Origin of the sequence: Acinetobacter proteolyticus, assembly GCF_000367945.1 — a bacterium.
GTDB lineage: Bacteria > Pseudomonadota > Gammaproteobacteria > Pseudomonadales > Moraxellaceae > Acinetobacter > Acinetobacter proteolyticus.
In genome coordinates this window covers 2,485,013-2,503,008 of sequence record NZ_KB849179.1, presented here as the reverse complement: position 1 = coordinate 2,503,008, position 17,996 = coordinate 2,485,013, and the positions used below count along the sequence as shown (strand labels likewise).

The window sequence follows — 17,996 nt, the reverse complement described above, 5'->3', positions numbered from 1 at the left end:
GAAAGCACTCTCCTAGAGAGTGCTTTTTTTATGCCAATAAACACAAAAAACAACAAGAAAATATAGACCTATCGCTGCATGCCAAGGTGGTTTGCTGTTAGATTATTTCGATAAAGGACATGATTTGGAGAATAACAATGTTTGAACAGCAACCGACACTTGAGCTTTTATTCGAACAACTCGGGCTTGGGGCTGATGAGGCAGCAATCGAAAACTTTGTGAAAACCCACCAACTGAGTGCTGATCAAAAACTGCATGAAGCTGAATTTTGGAGTGCAGGGCAGCGTGATTTTCTCAAAAGCCACTGGGATAAAGATGATGAGTGGGCGATTGTGATTGATGAGCTGAATCAGCAATTACATGTGGATAGCACTAGATAATTCATTCGCCCAATTAAAAATAAAGCTCACATTAGTGAGCTTTATTTCGAATGAGGGTTTTAAACCATTCTTCTTGATGCGCAAAAACAAAGGCTGGATGTTGTTGCAATAATTCTAAATCATGCTCTAGACAAGACACGTATTTTTTTAACCAGTGTCGTGTGAGTGCGAGTTCTTGTTTGGCAGCCGAAGCATAAGCCAAGAAGAAGTAAATGTCTAAATGCTCATGATGTGCCAAAGGTTTTAAAATCTGTTGGGTAATCAAGGCAAAGCGTTGTTCTTTAGTCAACTCAAAATAAATCATGTAGGCTTTGGCTAAATACAACGACAAATTTAAATATAAACTCAGTGGCATTTCGTCATATTCAATGCGAGCCTGCTCAAGTAATACGATGGCTTCTTGCAAGAAATGTAACTGTTCCTGACGAACATGACTGAGCATGACCAGTTGTAAACGCAGGTCTGCACGTTCTAAAGCAAGTTCAGGCGTATTGCCCTCTAAAAAGCGCTGGTCAGTTTCACCAATTCGAGCAACCACTTGTTTAGTTTCATTTGACATTCATTGATCCAAAATCGTCAGTTATGCGTGATATATAAGGTTGTTTTTAGTAATTTAAAGGTCTTAGTTCTGATTCCAAATAGAACTGCCACTGCGTAACCATGCGGTGATCGATAAACGCTGCTGTTTGGAAAGCAGGACTTCGTGCAAGACGTCACTTTGAAAAATAGCCAGACGATTCGGTTGCGGTTGGATGATATGCCATTGATCATGCTTATCCTGCAATCGTAATTGACCACCCCAATCCTCTTGCCAGTTTTCATGCAAATAGAACACGGTTGAAATCATGCGGTCATTCTTCTGCTGCGGATTATCTCGATGCAAAGCATAAAATTCTCCTGCGTTATAACAGGCAAAATGGGCCTCAACTTCTTTAATACCCAAATAGAAGGCCTGATTCAACGCTTGCGATAAATGCTCTAGCGTCTGTAGATGTTGTTGTGCAATCGGCAGTTGTCCATCAATCCATAGAATATGATCACTGCGGATATGGCTGACCACGCCATTTTGTATCCCTGCTGCTCTGAATTCGGCAAGATGAGCGCTACATTCATGTGCAAGTGCTTGTACATATTCATCTGAATAGACTTGATCAATCAAGGCAAAACCAAAGTCATTTAAATCATTCAGCACTTGGTCCAAATTCCAAGATTGAAGATTAAAGGCTTGGGGGAGAGAGGTTGCTTGCATAGCACTCCAGTGACATCGGTTTGATTACAGGACAATTTTAGACGATCACATCAACGCTAAAGAATACTTTTTTCTTTCATGTTAAACTATCTGCTGAATTGAGGAATAAATTGTCAACATGAATTACCGTCACCATTTCCATGCGGGTAACTTTGCCGATGTTATGAAGCATGTACTTTTGCTTCAACTGCTCGCTCGTTTAAATGCTAAAGATAAACCTTATCGATATATCGATACCCATGGTGGTGCAGGTAAATATGATTTATCTACGTCGGAAGCACAAAAATCAGGTGAATTCTTAACGGGTATCCATCGTTTGGTCAAGCTTGACGATTCGATTAAACGTAATGCGCCTGAAGGTGTCAAACAATATCTTAAAATTGTTGAAGATATGCGTGCAGGTTCGGGTAAAGGTGCTTATCCAGGTTCACCTTGGTTTGCGCTTGAAGCCCTGCGTGATATTGATAAAGCGACTATATTTGAAATGCAGCGTGATGTGTTTCAACAATTGTATTTTAATATTCGTGATAAACGTGCGGGCTTGCATGAGCGCGATTTCTATGAAGGCCTGATGGGTGTCATTCCGCCGAAAGAAAAGCGCGGATTGGTCATGATTGACCCACCTTATGAAATTGAGCGTAAAGATTTCCCGCAACTGGTTGAAATACTCCAAGCCGCACATAAAAAATGGCCAACAGGTGTATTTGCAGTGTGGTATCCAATCAAAGATCGCGCCATGATTGAACGTTTTGAAAAGAAAATGATGAAAACGGGTATTCGCCGTCAGCTCATTTGTGAAATTTGTGTGTGGCCAGATGATACCCCAGTCGGATTGAATGGTTGTGGCTTATTGGTGATTAACCCACCTTGGAAGTTCTCAGAAGATGCGGATCAAGCATTACAATGGTTATTTCCACATTTGCGCATGAGTGAAAATGGTGGACATGCTGCAGTGCGTTGGTTGGTGGGTGAATAACCCATCAACGTCCAAATATTCTCGAGGAATTGAAAATAATGACAAATTCTCTTAAACCTGATTCTGATTTGAACAAAGAAGATCATTCTTTTGATGGAATCACTTTTGAAGTAGAAGAAGAAGAGCATACGCACGAAGGACAAAAAGTGAAACGCCGTGGCATTTATTTATGGCCGAATTTAATTACAACAGCCGCACTTCTTTCTGGTTTTTATTCAATTATTGCCAGTATGAATGGAAACTTTAATCAAGCGATCTATGCCATTTTCTTGGCTGCATTGCTTGATGGTCTGGATGGACGAGTGGCTCGTGCAATTGGTGCGCAAAGTGCATTTGGTGAGCAATACGATTCGCTTTCTGACTTGTTGGCGTTTGGTGTTGCACCCGCTATTTTGATGTATAGCTGGAGCTTGCATGATCTTGGACGTATTGGTTTAGCTTGTTGCTTTATCTATACGGCTTGTGCAGCTTTCCGTCTAGCGCGTTTCAATGTACAAATTGGTGTAGTGGATAAGCGCTATTTTATTGGTATTGCTAGTCCACTTGCGGCTGTGACCGTGATTTCATTGGTATGGGTGGGACGTGATTATCCATTTATCTTTGATTTGAATGATATTGTGATTCAGGTGATTAACTCAGTGGTCATGGTTGCCGTGGGTTTACTGATGATTTCCAACATCAAATACTATTCATTTAAACAAATGGATCGTAAGCGTGTACCTTTCGTCGTGATGTTACCTGTGGTCTTGATTTTTGCTGCAATCACGTACAACATTCCAGTAGGAATACTGATTGTCTGTATCATCTACGTCCTTTCAGGATTTGTGACGACACTATTTGCCAAAAAGAATGATGCCAAAATAACAACTTAAAATATGGAGGTTCAGTATGCCAATATTGATGAATAACAATCAATTAAAGCAGCTGAACCTCAATAAGTCAGATGCTTTAACGTTTCATCCGCCTAAAGGTTTATTTAAGATCGTCTATCAGGCTTTGATCTTGCCGAACTTACCTGAACCGTTTCATTATTTAAATTTCATTAGCCTGATTGGACAGCCCCGCATCCCCATTTGCTATAACGCCAGTGCCATTACCACGACGGCAATTGATACTGCGACAGTTTTAGTTGCCAGCAGTTTATCTACAGTCGGCCATCTCAAAAGTTATAGCGCTAAAGAGCAGTGTCAATTAGAACAAGATCGTTATCAGTTTTTAGATGTGGATCATATTCAGGTTGATTTCCCCAATTATTATTTTAAGCGTGATGATGAAGAACTCAGTTGCCAACTCAAAGTGAATATTGGCACCGACATTGAAAACCATTCAGCTTTGCAATGGGGGGTGGGGGATTATTGGTATGTGCGTTGCCAATGTGAAGGTGAGATCACCTATAAAAAACAATACTATCAAATTGAGGCACAAGGGATTTTAAAACATGCCAGAGCCATCTATTTGCCTTTTATTGCCTTTCACTTTTTTACCTACCAAGTTATTCAGGTCAATGCAGACCTTCAGATCATCTTGTCTGAACTTAGAAATCAATGGAATAACATTGTTTTTTCCAGAATTGAAATTCAGTCGAATGAACAAAATTCTGTGCTTTATGATCATCAAGTCATTTTTGACGTTACCCGCGTTTATCCAAAAGTACAGACACCCAATGGGCGTGACATGTATTTGCCACGTGCTTTTGTTTGGCAATATTCGGAAAAAGATGAGGTGCTATTTCAATTGCAGGCGCAGAGTCGAGGGGATTATAAATTTGGTTTGGCTGCAGGCTATGTGGGTAGCTTTCATTATCAGCTCTTATGGGAAAATGACAGTTATGAAGGTACAGGATATTGCGAATATATCGATTGCAGGCCTTTACACTGGCAAGAAAAAAATAAAACTGAGCAAATAATCGACCAAACTGCACATTTTCAGCCATATTTGTGTAAAAAATAAGCGGTCGAAGCAATAATTTAAATAAATTTGAAAAAGGGGGTTGTGTTGTGTTGTGAATGCTGTAGAATGCACATCCATCGGCGGTGATGCAGATAAAAACTTGTTGAGAAACAAGGATTTGGCTGGAAAGGTTAGGTTCTTGGGTTGATTGATAAGTTTGCTAAATATCTAAATTACCTGTTGACTTTTAAGAAATTGAGAGTAATATAGCCGACCTAGCTTGATGATGACGAATCATCGAGAAGATCATTAAGAGAATAGAAGAACAACTTGTGTGGATTTTTACTAGTTAATCAATCGAAAATATTTCATTGATTGAAGAGTAGAAATTTCTCGAAGTTTATTTGAGCGAATTTTTAGTCAGAAAATTGATGAGCCAAGATTTGTAGCCATAAGCTACTAATGATTTTAAACTGAAGAGTTTGATCATGGCTCAGATTGAACGCTGGCGGCAGGCTTAACACATGCAAGTCGAGCGGAGTGATGGTGCTTGCACTATCACTTAGCGGCGGACGGGTGAGTAATGCTTAGGAATCTGCCATTTAGTGGGGGACAACATTCCGAAAGGAATGCTAATACCGCATACGTCCTACGGGAGAAAGCAGGGGATCTTCGGACCTTGCGCTAAATGATGAGCCTAAGTCGGATTAGCTAGTTGGTGGGGTAAAGGCCTACCAAGGCGACGATCTGTAGCGGGTCTGAGAGGATGATCCGCCACACTGGGACTGAGACACGGCCCAGACTCCTACGGGAGGCAGCAGTGGGGAATATTGGACAATGGGCGGAAGCCTGATCCAGCCATGCCGCGTGTGTGAAGAAGGCCTTTTGGTTGTAAAGCACTTTAAGCGAGGAGGAGGCTACCTGGATTAATACTCTAGGATAGTGGACGTTACTCGCAGAATAAGCACCGGCTAACTCTGTGCCAGCAGCCGCGGTAATACAGAGGGTGCGAGCGTTAATCGGATTTACTGGGCGTAAAGCGTGCGTAGGCGGCTTTTTAAGTCGGATGTGAAATCCCCGAGCTTAACTTGGGAATTGCATTCGATACTGGGAAGCTAGAGTATGGGAGAGGATGGTAGAATTCCAGGTGTAGCGGTGAAATGCGTAGAGATCTGGAGGAATACCGATGGCGAAGGCAGCCATCTGGCCTAATACTGACGCTGAGGTACGAAAGCATGGGGAGCAAACAGGATTAGATACCCTGGTAGTCCATGCCGTAAACGATGTCTACTAGCCGTTGGGGCCTTTGAGGCTTTAGTGGCGCAGCTAACGCGATAAGTAGACCGCCTGGGGAGTACGGTCGCAAGACTAAAACTCAAATGAATTGACGGGGGCCCGCACAAGCGGTGGAGCATGTGGTTTAATTCGATGCAACGCGAAGAACCTTACCTGGTCTTGACATAGTAAGAACTTTCCAGAGATGGATTGGTGCCTTCGGGAACTTACATACAGGTGCTGCATGGCTGTCGTCAGCTCGTGTCGTGAGATGTTGGGTTAAGTCCCGCAACGAGCGCAACCCTTTTCCTTATTTGCCAGCGGGTTAAGCCGGGAACTTTAAGGATACTGCCAGTGACAAACTGGAGGAAGGCGGGGACGACGTCAAGTCATCATGGCCCTTACGACCAGGGCTACACACGTGCTACAATGGTCGGTACAAAGGGTTGCTACCTAGCGATAGGATGCTAATCTCAAAAAGCCGATCGTAGTCCGGATTGGAGTCTGCAACTCGACTCCATGAAGTCGGAATCGCTAGTAATCGCGGATCAGAATGCCGCGGTGAATACGTTCCCGGGCCTTGTACACACCGCCCGTCACACCATGGGAGTTTGTTGCACCAGAAGTAGGTAGTCTAACCGTAAGGAGGACGCTTACCACGGTGTGGCCGATGACTGGGGTGAAGTCGTAACAAGGTAGCCGTAGGGGAACCTGCGGCTGGATCACCTCCTTAACGAAAGATTGGTGACTGGTAAGAATCCACAACAAGTTGTTCTTCGAAGATGTATCTGAGGGTCTGTAGCTCAGTTGGTTAGAGCACACGCTTGATAAGCGTGGGGTCACAAGTTCAAGTCTTGTCAGACCCACCAAATCTGATTGCAGTAGCTTGGATTGAAAGATATGTCGTTCATTAAGTGATAAGCTGGGGACTTAGCTTAGTTGGTAGAGCGCCTGCTTTGCACGCAGGAGGTCAGGAGTTCGACTCTCCTAGTCTCCACCATACATTACGAAGTAATGTAAAAAACGAAAGTTAAATTCCAAGATAGCTTATAGAATTTAGTAAGTAGATAGCTTATTAAGTTCTGTGATTTATCACAGTTTACTACGCACCGACGAGGTGGTAGTTAATCATTAACAGATTAGTAGAATTGAGTCTGAAATAAATTGTTCACTCATTCTTTGATTTAAACGTTTCGATGTTTAAGTTGAATGAAATGAGAACTAGCAAAAACACTGAATCAAGCGTTTTGGTATATGAATTTAGATTGAAGCTGTACGGTGATTAAGTTCACGAAACAACAAGCTGTATGAATTAATGTTTACATTGATTCTGTTGCTACACCCACTTGTAGGTGTAACGACTGTTTGGGGTTGTATAGTCAAGTAATTAAGTGCATGTGGTGGATGCCTTGGCAGTCAGAGGCGATGAAAGACGTGATAGCCTGCGAAAAGCTCCGGGGAGGCGGCAAATATCCTTTGATCCGGAGATTTCTGAATGGGGGAACCCACCCGCTATAAGGCGGGTATCATAAGCTGAATACATAGGCTTATGAAGCGAACGAGGGGAAGTGAAACATCTCAGTACCCTTAGGAAAAGAAATCAATTGAGATTCCCTTAGTAGCGGCGAGCGAACGGGGAGCAGCCCATTAAGTTGTGTGTGTTCTAGTGGAACGCTCTGGGAAGTGCGAACGTAGAGGGGGATATTCCCGTACACGAAAGGGCACACACAATGATGACGAGTAGGGCGAGGCACGTGAAACCTTGTCTGAATATGGGGGGACCATCCTCCAAGGCTAAATACTCCTGACTGACCGATAGTGAACCAGTACCGTGAGGGAAAGGCGAAAAGAACCCCTGTGAGGGGAGTGAAATAGATCCTGAAACCGCATGCATACAAGCAGTGGGAGCCGACTTGTTCGGTGACTGCGTACCTTTTGTATAATGGGTCAGCGACTTATATTCAGTAGCAAGGTTAACCGCATAGGGGAGCCGTAGAGAAATCGAGTCTTAATAGGGCGTTTAGTTGCTGGGTATAGACCCGAAACCAGGCGATCTATCCATGAGCAGGTTGAAGGTTGGGTAACACTAACTGGAGGACCGAACCCACTGTCGTTGAAAAGCCAGGGGATGACTTGTGGATAGGGGTGAAAGGCTAATCAAGCCTGGTGATAGCTGGTTCTCCCCGAAAGCTATTTAGGTAGCGCCTCGGACGAATACCATTGGGGGTAGAGCACTGTTTCGGCTAGGGGGTCATCCCGACTTACCAAACCGATGCAAACTCCGAATACCAATGAGTACTATCCGGGAGACAGACTGCGGGTGCTAACGTCCGTAGTCAAGAGGAAAACAATCCAGACCGCCAGCTAAGGCCCCAAAATCATAGTTAAGTGGGAAACGATGTGGGAAGGCATAGACAGCTAGGAGGTTGGCTTAGAAGCAGCCACCCTTTAAAGAAAGCGTAATAGCTCACTAGTCGAGTCGGCCTGCGCGGAAGATGTAACGGGGCTAAAACTATGTGCCGAAGCTGCGGATTTGACTTTAAGTCAAGTGGTAGGGGAGCGTTCTGTAAGCCGATGAAGGTGTATTGAGAAGTATGCTGGAGGTATCAGAAGTGCGAATGCTGACGTGAGTAACGACAAAACGGGTGAAAAACCCGTTCGCTGAAAGACCAAGGGTTCCAGTCCAACGTTAATCGGGGCTGGGTGAGTCGACCCCTAAGGCGAGGCCGAGAGGCGTAGTCGATGGGAAATTGGTTAATATTCCAATACTTCTGTGTAATGCGATGAGAGGACGGAGAAGGTTAAGTCAGCCTGGCGTTGGTTGTCCAGGTGGAAGGTTGTAGGCATGTATCTTAGGCAAATCCGGGGTACTCTATGCTGAGAACTGATAGCAAGCTGTACTTGTACAGTGAAGTGGCTGATACCATGCTTCCAGGAAAAGTCTCTAAGCTTCAGTTACACAGGAATCGTACCCGAAACCGACACAGGTGGTCAGGTCGAGTAGACCAAAGCGCTTGAGAGAACTCTGCTGAAGGAACTAGGCAAAATGGTACCGTAACTTCGGGAGAAGGTACGCTGCTGACGGTGATGGGACTTGCTCCCTGAGCTATTGGCAGCCACAGAAACCAGGCCGCTGCAACTGTTTATTAAAAACATAGCACTCTGCAAACACGAAAGTGGACGTATAGGGTGTGATGCCTGCCCGGTGCTGGAAGGTTAATTGATGGGGTTAGCGTAAGCGAAGCTCTTGATCGAAGCCCCAGTAAACGGCGGCCGTAACTATAACGGTCCTAAGGTAGCGAAATTCCTTGTCGGGTAAGTTCCGACCTGCACGAATGGCATAATGATGGCGGCGCTGTCTCCAGCAGAGGCTCAGTGAAATCGAAATCGCTGTGAAGATGCAGTGTACCCGCGGCTAGACGGAAAGACCCCGTGAACCTTTACTGCAGCTTGACATTGAACTTTGACCTTACTTGTGTAGGATAGGTGGGAGGCTTTGAAGTACGAACGCTAGTTTGTATGGAGCCGTCCTTGAAATACCACCCTGGTAATGTTGAGGTTCTAACTCTGCCCCGTAATCCGGGGCGAGGACCATGTCTGGTGGGTAGTTTGACTGGGGCGGTCTCCTCCTAAAGAGTAACGGAGGAGTACGAAGGTGCGCTCAGCGTGGTCGGAAATCACGCGTAGAGTATAAAGGCAAAAGCGCGCTTAACTGCGAGACCCACAAGTCGAGCAGGTACGAAAGTAGGTCTTAGTGATCCGGTGGTTCTGTATGGAAGGGCCATCGCTCAACGGATAAAAGGTACTCTGGGGATAACAGGCTGATACCGCCCAAGAGTTCATATCGACGGCGGTGTTTGGCACCTCGATGTCGGCTCATCTCATCCTGGGGCTGAAGCAGGTCCCAAGGGTATGGCTGTTCGCCATTTAAAGAGGTACGCGAGCTGGGTTTAGAACGTCGTGAGACAGTTCGGTCCCTATCTACCGTGGGCGCTGGAAATTTGAGAGGATCTGCTCCTAGTACGAGAGGACCAGAGTGGACGAACCTCTGGTGTACCGGTTGTGACGCCAGTCGCATCGCCGGGTAGCTATGTTCGGAAGGGATAACCGCTGAAAGCATCTAAGCGGGAAGCCTACCTCAAGATAAGATTTCCCTAGGAATTTATTCCTCTAAAGAGCCGTTCGAGACTAGGACGTTGATAGGTTGGGTGTGGAAGCACGGTGACGTGTGAAGCTGACCAATACTAATTGCTCGTGAGGCTTGACTATACAACACCCAAACAGTTGTTGTATTCAAGATAAATTCAATACATAACTTGATTTAGTGTCAAAACTAGTTACAATACCGACTCGATTAAACTAATCCGTTAATAACTCTTTCGGTACTAAGTGGCAAAAAACGTAAGACCACCCAAAACCAAAACAGTTTGCTGGCGACAATAGCAAGAGTGAACCACCTGATCCCTTCCCGAACTCAGAAGTGAAACCTCTTAGCGCTGATGGTAGTGTGGCACTTGCCATGTGAGAGTAAGTCATCGCCAGCTTTTAAATCTAAACACCCCCTCCGCTTACGCTGAGGGGATGTTTTTTTATTGCGGGGGCGAAAATAACTGGCGACAATTTATAACTTAGTTAAATGAAATAGAAATTATTTTAGGGTTGCCTTAGTCCTTATTCAATCATGTTTGATTTAACTTAATCTCAAATTATTTCATTCATTATTTATTTGTTAAAAGTTATAGAAAATCTCTCGATTTAATAAAATAGTTTGATTAAGTTCACTTTAATCCTCCTTACTTGAAGATAAACTTTATTTACATAAAATCTATATTATGGTTACATTAGACATATTTTTATAATGAAAAATCTAATTCCATTTGGGGATTTGATCGGGGTTAAAAGGAATGAGTATGAATAAAAAACAACTTACTTTAAAGTTGTCTGCAATTGCTGTCTCTGTGTTATTAGCTAGTTGTGGTGGTGGTGGCGGTGGCTATTACGGTTCAAATGATAATAGTTCCTCTGGCGGCAATGGACAGACTCCTGTAACAGCAGTAAATATTACCAATATTACTTTATATGATACGAATAATACCGTAACAAACTCGATTACTGCGGCTGGTGCAACTGCTAAAGTAAAAGTGACGGATACATCAGGGAAGGGCATCAGTGGAGCAATCGTTACTTTCGCTGGTGAAGGTGTCTCTTTTGGTACAACAAATGGTGCAGTACTGACGAATGCTGATGGGGAAGCAAGCATTTCGATAAAACCGCAAGATTTAAATGCAACAGGCGCATATCAGCTTTCTGCGACAACAAACTATAATGGTGCTTCTGCTGCGACGAAGCCTTATAGCTTTGTATTACAAGCTGCAAATATTGTTTTAGTTGGAATGGCTGCCGCTGCAACACAGTTAGAATCAGGTGCATCCACAAATATTACTTTGAAAACGCAAGACGCAAGTACGAAGGTTAATCAAAATAATGTTACTGTAAGCTTTAGTGCGACATGTGGAACCTTTGAGCCAGCCAGTGTTGTTTCATCAAATCAGGGTGACGTAACAACGTCATACAAGTCGATTGGTAGCGATGGAAAGTTATGTGAGGGTCAACAAACGATTCGAGCATCAGGTTCAAATATTCCAGAATCAAAAGTTGATGTAAATATTGCTGCGATTGAAGCAAATTCTTTAGTTTATACAACATCAAATTCAGTAAATTTAGGGATTAAGAGTAGTGGAACGGCTGCTTCAGGCCAAATAGAGTTTACACTTTATGCAAATGGAACACCTGCAGCAAATAAAGATGTGAATATTGAACTTGTACGTGGGGCTCCTGAAGATCTAAGCTTTATTTCTTTAGGTAATCGTGCAGTTAAGACCGTGAAAAGTGATCCTAGTGGTAAAGTTGTTGTTACTTTATATCCAGGAAATATACCTGGTCCAGTAGAAATAAAAGCTACTCTAGTTTCAAATCCGACAGTCTCTGCTTTATCTAAAAATGTTTCGGTTTCAACAGGTCGAGTGACACAGTCAGGTTTAAGCCTGTCAATGTCTAAAAATTCTTTACAGAATGATAAAGATGGGGATACTGCGACAATTGTTGCAAGAATGGTTGATCGTACTGGAAATCCTGTACCAAATGGTACAGTAATTAGTTTCGTGTCTGAAGGTGGCAGTATTACTCCAAATTGTGCATCTGTGAATGGTTCATGCTCGGTGACCTTATCTACTCAGAATCCTCGTCCGCTTGATAATCGTGTTACTGTATTAGCATATGTAGAAGGTGACAAAGCATTTACGGATGTGAATGGTGACAATATTTATACTGCTGGCGTTGATACATTGGTCAGTAATATTGGTGATTTTTTCCGTGATGACAATGAAGATAATACATACAATGCCAATTTTGGTGAGTTTATCTACAAGCGTAGTGCAGGTATTCTAGATTGTGCAGCATCTTATATTGAGCAACCGAATATTCCTAAAACCTGTGATAACAATCTAGGTGGTATTGTTCGTCAGCAATTATTGTTTGCTTTTGCGCATGATACTCCAACGTTTGTTTGGAATAGCGGATTTGACACAAGAACAGGAAGAATTTTAAGTGGAAATGGGGATTTCAGTTTCCAAATCTTTGGTAATAGTGAAAAGAAAGTCCCTATGCCTTCTGGTACGACCGTTGCCGTAACAGTGAAAGACAATACTGATTTTAAACCTTCTGCTACTTTGAAAGAAAAAGTAGGGGATACAACCAAAAAGATTCTTACCGTTTCTAATTCAGAGCCTAATAAAGCTGTGACTGTAAAAATTAATGGGACAGAATATTTGGTGGATGTTGGTGTAAATGGTACTGGGACGAAAGAATTAGATTCTAGTATTAGTGGTACACCTGAAGTTGTATATGAGAATCAAACTTGTGAAGCAGAAATGAGAAGTGGAAATCTTCCTGTGCCAGCTCTCATGGAGTTATTGACCCCATCTACATTTGGTAGTCCTAATAATGATATTGTCAAATATACAGTTCGATTAAGAAAATGTACGGCTGGTGATGATGTGAAAATTATAGTTGGTGCTCCGAATAAAACCACGACTTTGCCATTAGATATAAATTAATTTACTAGTTAAATAAAAAGGAAGCTAAAAGCTTCCTTTTTATTTAAAGTGGTTAATATTAGGCAATCTTCGTTGAACCTTATAAAGTTGTAAATATTTTAATTTTATCAAAGAATGTTGCTGGAGCTAGATAGATATTTTTAATGGTTTTACAACCCTGTACCGACACTCACCGTCGCTGTCGGGCGAACTTGGAAAGAGCTACAAGCTGAGATAGAGAGAATACATAACAGGACAATGGCGAGTTTTGACATGGTTCTTGATCTATTGAAAAAGAACCATCATCTTATAAAAACAAAGGTTTAACTATTTAGATCAGGTAATAAAATGTAATGAATTTAATCGTCCAGTAAATCCATTTGTTTCGCAATTTGATATAGATTATTTGAACGGTTACCCGTACGGCAGAACATTAAAATTGGTTTTGGCAGTTCATTATAATGATTGGCGAATGTACGGACATCGAGTTCAGTGATTTGCCCAGCAACAACCGGTTGATAGACATAGTCTAGACCTGCAGTACGCGCTGATTCTTCAATCTGTGCACTGGTTGGCTGCTCAGGACCGCCTTCCATATCTGGACGGTTGTTAATAATCGATCTAAATCCTTTCTCAACCACTTGCTCAATATGCTCAGGGCCAATTTGACCTGCAAAACCAACATTCTCTGTCATCTTGTCACTCCAAAAACAAACAAAACATTTTATGCTCTATCATAGCATTAAGCTCGATCTTGAGTTTAAATGTCTGTAGTAAATAAATGATGATAAGTAAAAGATAAGGCAATGGAGCGCGCATGCACACCTACACTGTTGAGCCGTTGTATGTTCCAAGTGGCGATGAAACCATCGCTGCGGATTTTTATCTGCCTAAAGCCAATACCAAAGCTGCGGTGATTATCATGGCGCACGGTTTTGCAGGCTTGCGTCAATTCAAACTGGTTCAATATGCACAGCGCTTTGCTCAGGCCGGTTATGCAGTCATTTTATTCGATTATCGTAATTGGGGGGGCAGTACAGGCAAGCCGCGTGAATTGGTTTCACTCAGTGCCCAGCTTGATGATTGGAAGACCATGATTCAATATGCCTCGAATTGTAAATTGATCGATAATCGACGTATTGTTTTATGGGGAACCTCTTTAAGTGGTGGATATGCCCTAAGCTTGGCGACGGATCTGAAAAACATTCAAGCCGTTATGGTGCAAGTGCCTTATGTTGATGGGGCTGAAACAGCTAAGCTTTATCCCCTACAGCGCTATCCAGAGGCATTGAAGCGTTCCAGTCAGGACTATATGGGTTCCAAGATGGGACTGGTGCCTAAAACGTTGCCTGTGGTCGATCAATATCGATTGTGCTTTCTACCGACTTCAGATAGCTACTACGGATATCACTCGATTGTAAATCCAGATTACTACTGGAGTGGGGAAGTTCCGGCACGGGTGTTCTTTAATTTAATGCGTTATCGCCCGATTCAGTTTGTACGTAAAATTAATATCCCTGTTTTATTTATCGCGGCTAAGCATGACTCCCTGATTCCAATTGAATCGAGTCGGGAAGCTGCGACCAATATTGCGCCATTTGTGAGCTATCACGAATGGGAAATGAAACATTTTGATGTTTATCATGGTTCTTGGTTTGAAAAAGCAGTCACAACCCAATTAGAATTTTTACATCAACATATTGGAGTGATGTAGATGATTATTGTCTGTGCATCATGTGGTGCAAAAAATCGTGTACCCGAAGAAAAATTGGCGGTTCATCCCAACTGTGGGCAATGCCATAAAGCGTTATTGCCTTTAGAGCCGATTGAACTCAATGAACAAAATTTCAGTAATTTCATCAGCAATTCAGATCTGCCTGTATTGATTGACTTGTGGGCTGAGTGGTGTGGTCCCTGCAAGATGATGGCACCTCACTTTGCTCAAGTGGCAAAGCAAAATCCCTATGTGGTTTTTGCCAAAATTGATACTGAAGCCAATCCACGTTTAAGTGCTGCATTTAATGTACGTAGCATCCCAACGTTGGTGCTGATGAATAAGACCACTGAATTGGCGAGAATCAGCGGGGCATTACGTGCACCCGAGTTACAACAATGGCTAGACCAGCAATTACAGCAACACCAAGGACATTAACATGAGCGAACGCCCAACTCATCCAGAAGGGACTTTATCACTACAAAACATTGCCATGCCCGCAGATACCAATTGGAGTGGTGATGTTTTTGGCGGCTGGATCGTCTCTCAGATGGATCTCGCAGGAGCGATTCATGTTGAACGTTTTAGTAAAGGACGCTGTGCGACAATTGCGATCAATCAGATGACCTTTCTGGTACCTGTTAAGGTCGGGAATGTGATTAGCTGTTATACAAAAATTTTGAAAGTTGGCAGTAGTTCTGTACAAGTCCAAATTGAGGTATGGAACAGTCATGATGATTCGCGTGAGCCAGTTCGTATTACCGAAGGCGTATTTACTTTTGTTGCGGTGGATGTAAATGGTAAGAAACGCTTGATTTCAGAAGAGATTAAACAGGCATTTGCGGCAAGCTAAGTTCTCTTTTATCGAGTGAATGAAGCCAAGACTATTTTTGATTTGGAATGAAGCATGGCAGAAGAATTAGTTTTGCAGCAAGGCCATAAGGCCGAGCAATATCAAAGTATCCTTCCTCAGATTCAGGCAATTGTTGAAGATGAAAGCGATGTGATTGCCAATCTCGCCAATATCTGCGCGGCGTTAAAACAGCAATTTGGCTGGTTTTGGATTGGCTTTTATCTAGTCAAAGACAATGAATTGGTTCTAGGACCATTCCAAGGCCCAATTGCCTGTACCCGTATTGCCAAAGGTCGTGGCGTATGTGGTGCAGCATGGCAACAACAGCAAGTGATAGTGGTGCCAGATGTAGATCAGTTCCCAGGACATATTGCCTGTAGTTCTGCCTCAAGATCGGAAATTGTTTTGCCGATTATGAAGGCTGGGGAATGTGTGGGCGTGTTGGATGTCGATAGTGATGAACTGAATCAATTTGATCAGATTGATGCGGAATATTTGCAGCAGCTGATGCTGATCATTGAAAAATTTATTTAAGTATTTAAAAAATAAAGCCCAAATTCGTTTGGGCTTTATTTTTTGTGTGCTGCTTAGAACATAGTATTGGAATTCTGGCTCTTTTCAGGAATATTTTGTATCACATCCCAATGCTCTACAATTTTGCCATTTTCTACACGGAATATATCAATAATCGCTCGACCTCGATCGCTGTCATTCTCTGTAGAATGCACATGCAGGACGACTAAATCTCCTTCAGCAATTACTTTCTTGATGACATTCTTTGCCTGAGGGTTATTGCTAAATTTTTGGCTAAAGAAGTTTACAAATGGTGCCTTACCGTCAGGTACATTCGGATTATGTTGAATATATTGATCCCCAATATAACGATCGGCATATTGTTTCACTTGGTGTTTCAAGAAAACACCTTCATAAAAATCAGTGACAATTTTCTTGTTTTGTTCAGCTAAAGAAGGGATCTGTTTTGAAGGAGTTGAAACGGATGAATCAGCGGCGAGTGCTTGAGCAGAATAACTTGCTAGATTGAGCGCTATCAGAAAATGAGAAAGGAGGAGTATTTTTTTCATTTTTAGCATCAGAACACAAAGAGTGATCTTTGCATCCTGATGCTAATACTGTCACTAGAATAGTCTAGATCGGTTATTATTTTTTACGTTTTGGTAACCAAGCCCAAAGCATTTGGCATTGGATTGGTTCATTGCCAGAATCATCAATCACGGTAATAGGGACCAATAACTCGCCTTTTTCATTATCTGCGATAAACTTTTGTTGATCAGCTGATAATGTTGCCGTTGCTGTTAAACCGCCTTGCGCAACTTTTAAGTAATCAACATGCAATGATTTGATCAACAAAATCCGATCATCTGGTACATGTAAACCCGTTAAAAATCCAGTCGCAGTTTCACCCAGTAGTGCCATGGCTGCAGCATGTACACCTTTAATATGATTTTGCATATTACGCTGGTTTTCAATACGAACAGTCACGTGGTCTTTATCGACTTCTAAATAACGAATATTCGCTGTTCCGACCATTGGAACTACACGACCAAATGCCTTGCTCCAGAGCGTGCTACGAATGCCTTTCGGAAATTTAGATGTGGTTTTAACCAGCTTATAAAGACGGTTATCTTTTGCCATAGTGAACCTATTGCTTAATCTTTGAAATTATTAAATTGCAGTGGCAGACCAAATTGTTGTTCACGTAAAAAGTTCATCACTTGTTGCAAAGTATCGCGCTTTTTATCCGTAACACGGATTTTGTCTCCTTGGATAGAAGATTGCGCTTTGATGCCGCTTTCTTTAATGGCTTTATTAATTTTTTTTGCGGTATCTGAGTCAAGTCCATCTTTTAACTTGATCACTTGCACCACATTTTTACCCGAAGCGGTGGCTTTTTGTGGATCTAAAGCCTGTACATCAATTTTGCGTTTATAAAAATGGTTTTCAAGCATGGTATAGACTTGTTCACATTGGAAATCGCTTTCAGTTGAAATTTTGATTTCTTTATTTTTTTCATTTAACTCAATTGAAACGTCTTGTCCACGGAAGTCAAAACGAGTCGCAATCTCTTTTTCTGTGTTTTGCACAGCATGATTGACTTCAAATAACTCTAATTCAGAAACAATATCAAAAGAAGGCATGGTTAGACCTTTACAAAGGGAAAGAATATTTGAGATGCTAAGGGGGTTTTCTTCATTTGCCAAGTGTTGTTTACATCAAAGGAGTGCACAATGATCCGTAAACAAGAAATTACAACATTTGAGTTCCCAGAAGGCGCAGTCATCTGGGATGTCCGTGATACCAAAGCGTATGCAGAGGCTCATGTTAAGGGGGCGGTGAATCGTCCAATTGCTGAGATCACTGCGGACAGTCTGACTCAAGTTACAGCGGATCAACCGATTTATATTCTATGTGGTGGCGGCAGCAAAGCACCGCGTGCAGCAGAGCTTTTAGACGGTATTGATGGTTCTCGTGAATATGTTGTATTGATGGGTGGCACACGCGCAGCGCGTGATGCGGGCTTGCCTTTAGAACAAGGTGCTTAAATCA

General features: G+C 42.5%; 16 protein-coding genes, 2 tRNA genes and 3 rRNA genes. 15 read left to right on the top strand and 6 right to left on the bottom strand.

Annotated features, from left to right (window positions below; translation table 11 throughout):
• Nucleotides 1-137: 137 nt before the first annotated feature.
• Nucleotides 138-380, top strand: coding sequence for a DUF2789 family protein (locus F993_RS05480; RefSeq protein ID WP_004655941.1), 243 nt, complete (start codon nucleotides 138-140; stop codon nucleotides 378-380).
• A gap of 31 nt (nucleotides 381-411) precedes the next feature.
• Here F993_RS05480 and F993_RS05485 read toward each other — a convergent pair whose 3' ends face one another.
• Nucleotides 412-939 carry a hypothetical protein gene (locus F993_RS05485; protein ID WP_004655940.1) on the bottom strand — a complete coding sequence of 176 codons (528 nt, stop codon included), beginning with the start codon at nucleotides 937-939 and terminating at the stop codon, nucleotides 412-414.
• Between the two features lie 63 nt (nucleotides 940-1,002).
• A complete protein-coding gene (locus F993_RS05490; RefSeq protein WP_004655939.1) occupies nucleotides 1,003-1,629 on the bottom strand; it encodes a 2OG-Fe(II) oxygenase in 627 nt (208 codons plus the stop codon).
• Nucleotides 1,630-1,747: 118 nt separating this feature from the next.
• On the opposite strand from F993_RS05490, the gene F993_RS05495 reads away from it, so the two are divergent.
• The 9 genes from F993_RS05495 (at nucleotide 1,748) to F993_RS05535 (ending at nucleotide 12,885) form a co-directional block, all read left to right on the top strand.
• Nucleotides 1,748-2,605 (top strand): 23S rRNA (adenine(2030)-N(6))-methyltransferase RlmJ, encoded by an 858-nt coding sequence (locus F993_RS05495; protein ID WP_004655938.1) that lies wholly within the window; start codon nucleotides 1,748-1,750, stop codon nucleotides 2,603-2,605.
• Nucleotides 2,606-2,643: 38 nt separating this feature from the next.
• Nucleotides 2,644-3,477 carry a CDP-diacylglycerol--serine O-phosphatidyltransferase gene (gene pssA, locus F993_RS05500; RefSeq protein ID WP_004655937.1) on the top strand — a complete coding sequence of 278 codons (834 nt, stop codon included), beginning with the start codon at nucleotides 2,644-2,646 and terminating at the stop codon, nucleotides 3,475-3,477.
• Between the two features lie 16 nt (nucleotides 3,478-3,493).
• Nucleotides 3,494-4,555: a DUF6670 family protein gene (locus tag F993_RS05505; protein WP_004655936.1), complete on the top strand. Its 1,062-nt coding sequence runs from the start codon at nucleotides 3,494-3,496 to the stop codon at nucleotides 4,553-4,555.
• Between the two features lie 410 nt (nucleotides 4,556-4,965).
• Nucleotides 4,966-6,503: ribosomal RNA gene (locus tag F993_RS05510) — 16S ribosomal RNA — on the top strand.
• 59 nt (nucleotides 6,504-6,562) lie between these two features.
• A tRNA-Ile gene (locus tag F993_RS05515) sits at nucleotides 6,563-6,639 on the top strand.
• 55 nt (nucleotides 6,640-6,694) lie between these two features.
• A tRNA-Ala gene (locus F993_RS05520) sits at nucleotides 6,695-6,770 on the top strand.
• A gap of 377 nt (nucleotides 6,771-7,147) precedes the next feature.
• Nucleotides 7,148-10,039, top strand: a 23S ribosomal RNA gene (locus F993_RS05525).
• A 160-nt stretch (nucleotides 10,040-10,199) separates the two neighbouring features.
• Nucleotides 10,200-10,314: ribosomal RNA gene (rrf, locus tag F993_RS05530) — 5S ribosomal RNA — on the top strand.
• The 16S, 23S and 5S rRNA genes sit together here with 2 tRNA genes alongside, the layout of an rRNA operon.
• 366 nt (nucleotides 10,315-10,680) lie before the next feature.
• A complete protein-coding gene (locus F993_RS05535; RefSeq protein ID WP_004655935.1) occupies nucleotides 10,681-12,885 on the top strand; it encodes an Ig-like domain-containing protein in 2,205 nt (734 codons plus the stop codon).
• Between the two features lie 338 nt (nucleotides 12,886-13,223).
• On the opposite strand, the gene F993_RS05540 is transcribed toward F993_RS05535, so the two are convergent.
• Nucleotides 13,224-13,559, bottom strand: a complete 336-nt coding sequence (locus F993_RS05540; RefSeq protein WP_004655934.1) for a protein tyrosine phosphatase family protein — start codon at nucleotides 13,557-13,559, stop codon at nucleotides 13,224-13,226.
• Between the two features lie 122 nt (nucleotides 13,560-13,681).
• On the opposite strand from F993_RS05540, the gene F993_RS05545 reads away from it, so the two are divergent.
• Genes F993_RS05545 through F993_RS05560 form a run of 4 tightly spaced genes read left to right on the top strand, consistent with a single transcriptional unit; the run spans nucleotide 13,682 to nucleotide 15,965 of the window.
• Nucleotides 13,682-14,578 (top strand): alpha/beta hydrolase, encoded by an 897-nt coding sequence (locus tag F993_RS05545; RefSeq protein ID WP_004655933.1) that lies wholly within the window; start codon nucleotides 13,682-13,684, stop codon nucleotides 14,576-14,578.
• Nucleotides 14,579-15,016 carry a thioredoxin TrxC gene (trxC, locus tag F993_RS05550; RefSeq protein WP_004655931.1) on the top strand — a complete coding sequence of 146 codons (438 nt, stop codon included), beginning with the start codon at nucleotides 14,579-14,581 and terminating at the stop codon, nucleotides 15,014-15,016.
• 1 nt (nucleotide 15,017) lies between these two features.
• On the top strand, nucleotides 15,018-15,431 hold the full coding sequence (locus tag F993_RS05555) for an acyl-CoA thioesterase (protein ID WP_004655929.1): 414 nt from the start codon (nucleotides 15,018-15,020) through the stop codon (nucleotides 15,429-15,431).
• A 54-nt stretch (nucleotides 15,432-15,485) separates the two neighbouring features.
• A complete protein-coding gene (locus F993_RS05560) occupies nucleotides 15,486-15,965 on the top strand; it encodes a GAF domain-containing protein (protein ID WP_004655928.1) in 480 nt (159 codons plus the stop codon).
• A 53-nt stretch (nucleotides 15,966-16,018) separates the two neighbouring features.
• Here the strand turns inward: F993_RS05560 and F993_RS05565 are convergent, their stop codons facing one another.
• The 3 genes from F993_RS05565 to F993_RS05575 form a co-directional block, all read right to left on the bottom strand.
• The gene (locus F993_RS05565; protein ID WP_004655926.1) at nucleotides 16,019-16,522 is read right to left on the bottom strand and encodes a nuclear transport factor 2 family protein; all 504 of its coding nucleotides are present in this window, start codon (nucleotides 16,520-16,522) and stop codon (nucleotides 16,019-16,021) included.
• Between the two features lie 67 nt (nucleotides 16,523-16,589).
• Nucleotides 16,590-17,084, bottom strand: coding sequence for a DUF4442 domain-containing protein (locus F993_RS05570; RefSeq protein WP_004655924.1), 495 nt, complete (start codon nucleotides 17,082-17,084; stop codon nucleotides 16,590-16,592).
• 14 nt (nucleotides 17,085-17,098) lie between these two features.
• Nucleotides 17,099-17,587, bottom strand: a complete 489-nt coding sequence (locus tag F993_RS05575; protein WP_004655922.1) for a YajQ family cyclic di-GMP-binding protein — start codon at nucleotides 17,585-17,587, stop codon at nucleotides 17,099-17,101.
• A gap of 90 nt (nucleotides 17,588-17,677) precedes the next feature.
• Here F993_RS05575 and F993_RS05580 point away from each other — a divergent pair, with 90 nt between their 5' ends.
• Entirely contained in the window at nucleotides 17,678-17,992 is a 315-nt protein-coding gene (locus tag F993_RS05580) for a rhodanese-like domain-containing protein (protein WP_004655921.1), read from the top strand.
• Nucleotides 17,993-17,996 lie beyond the last annotated feature (4 nt).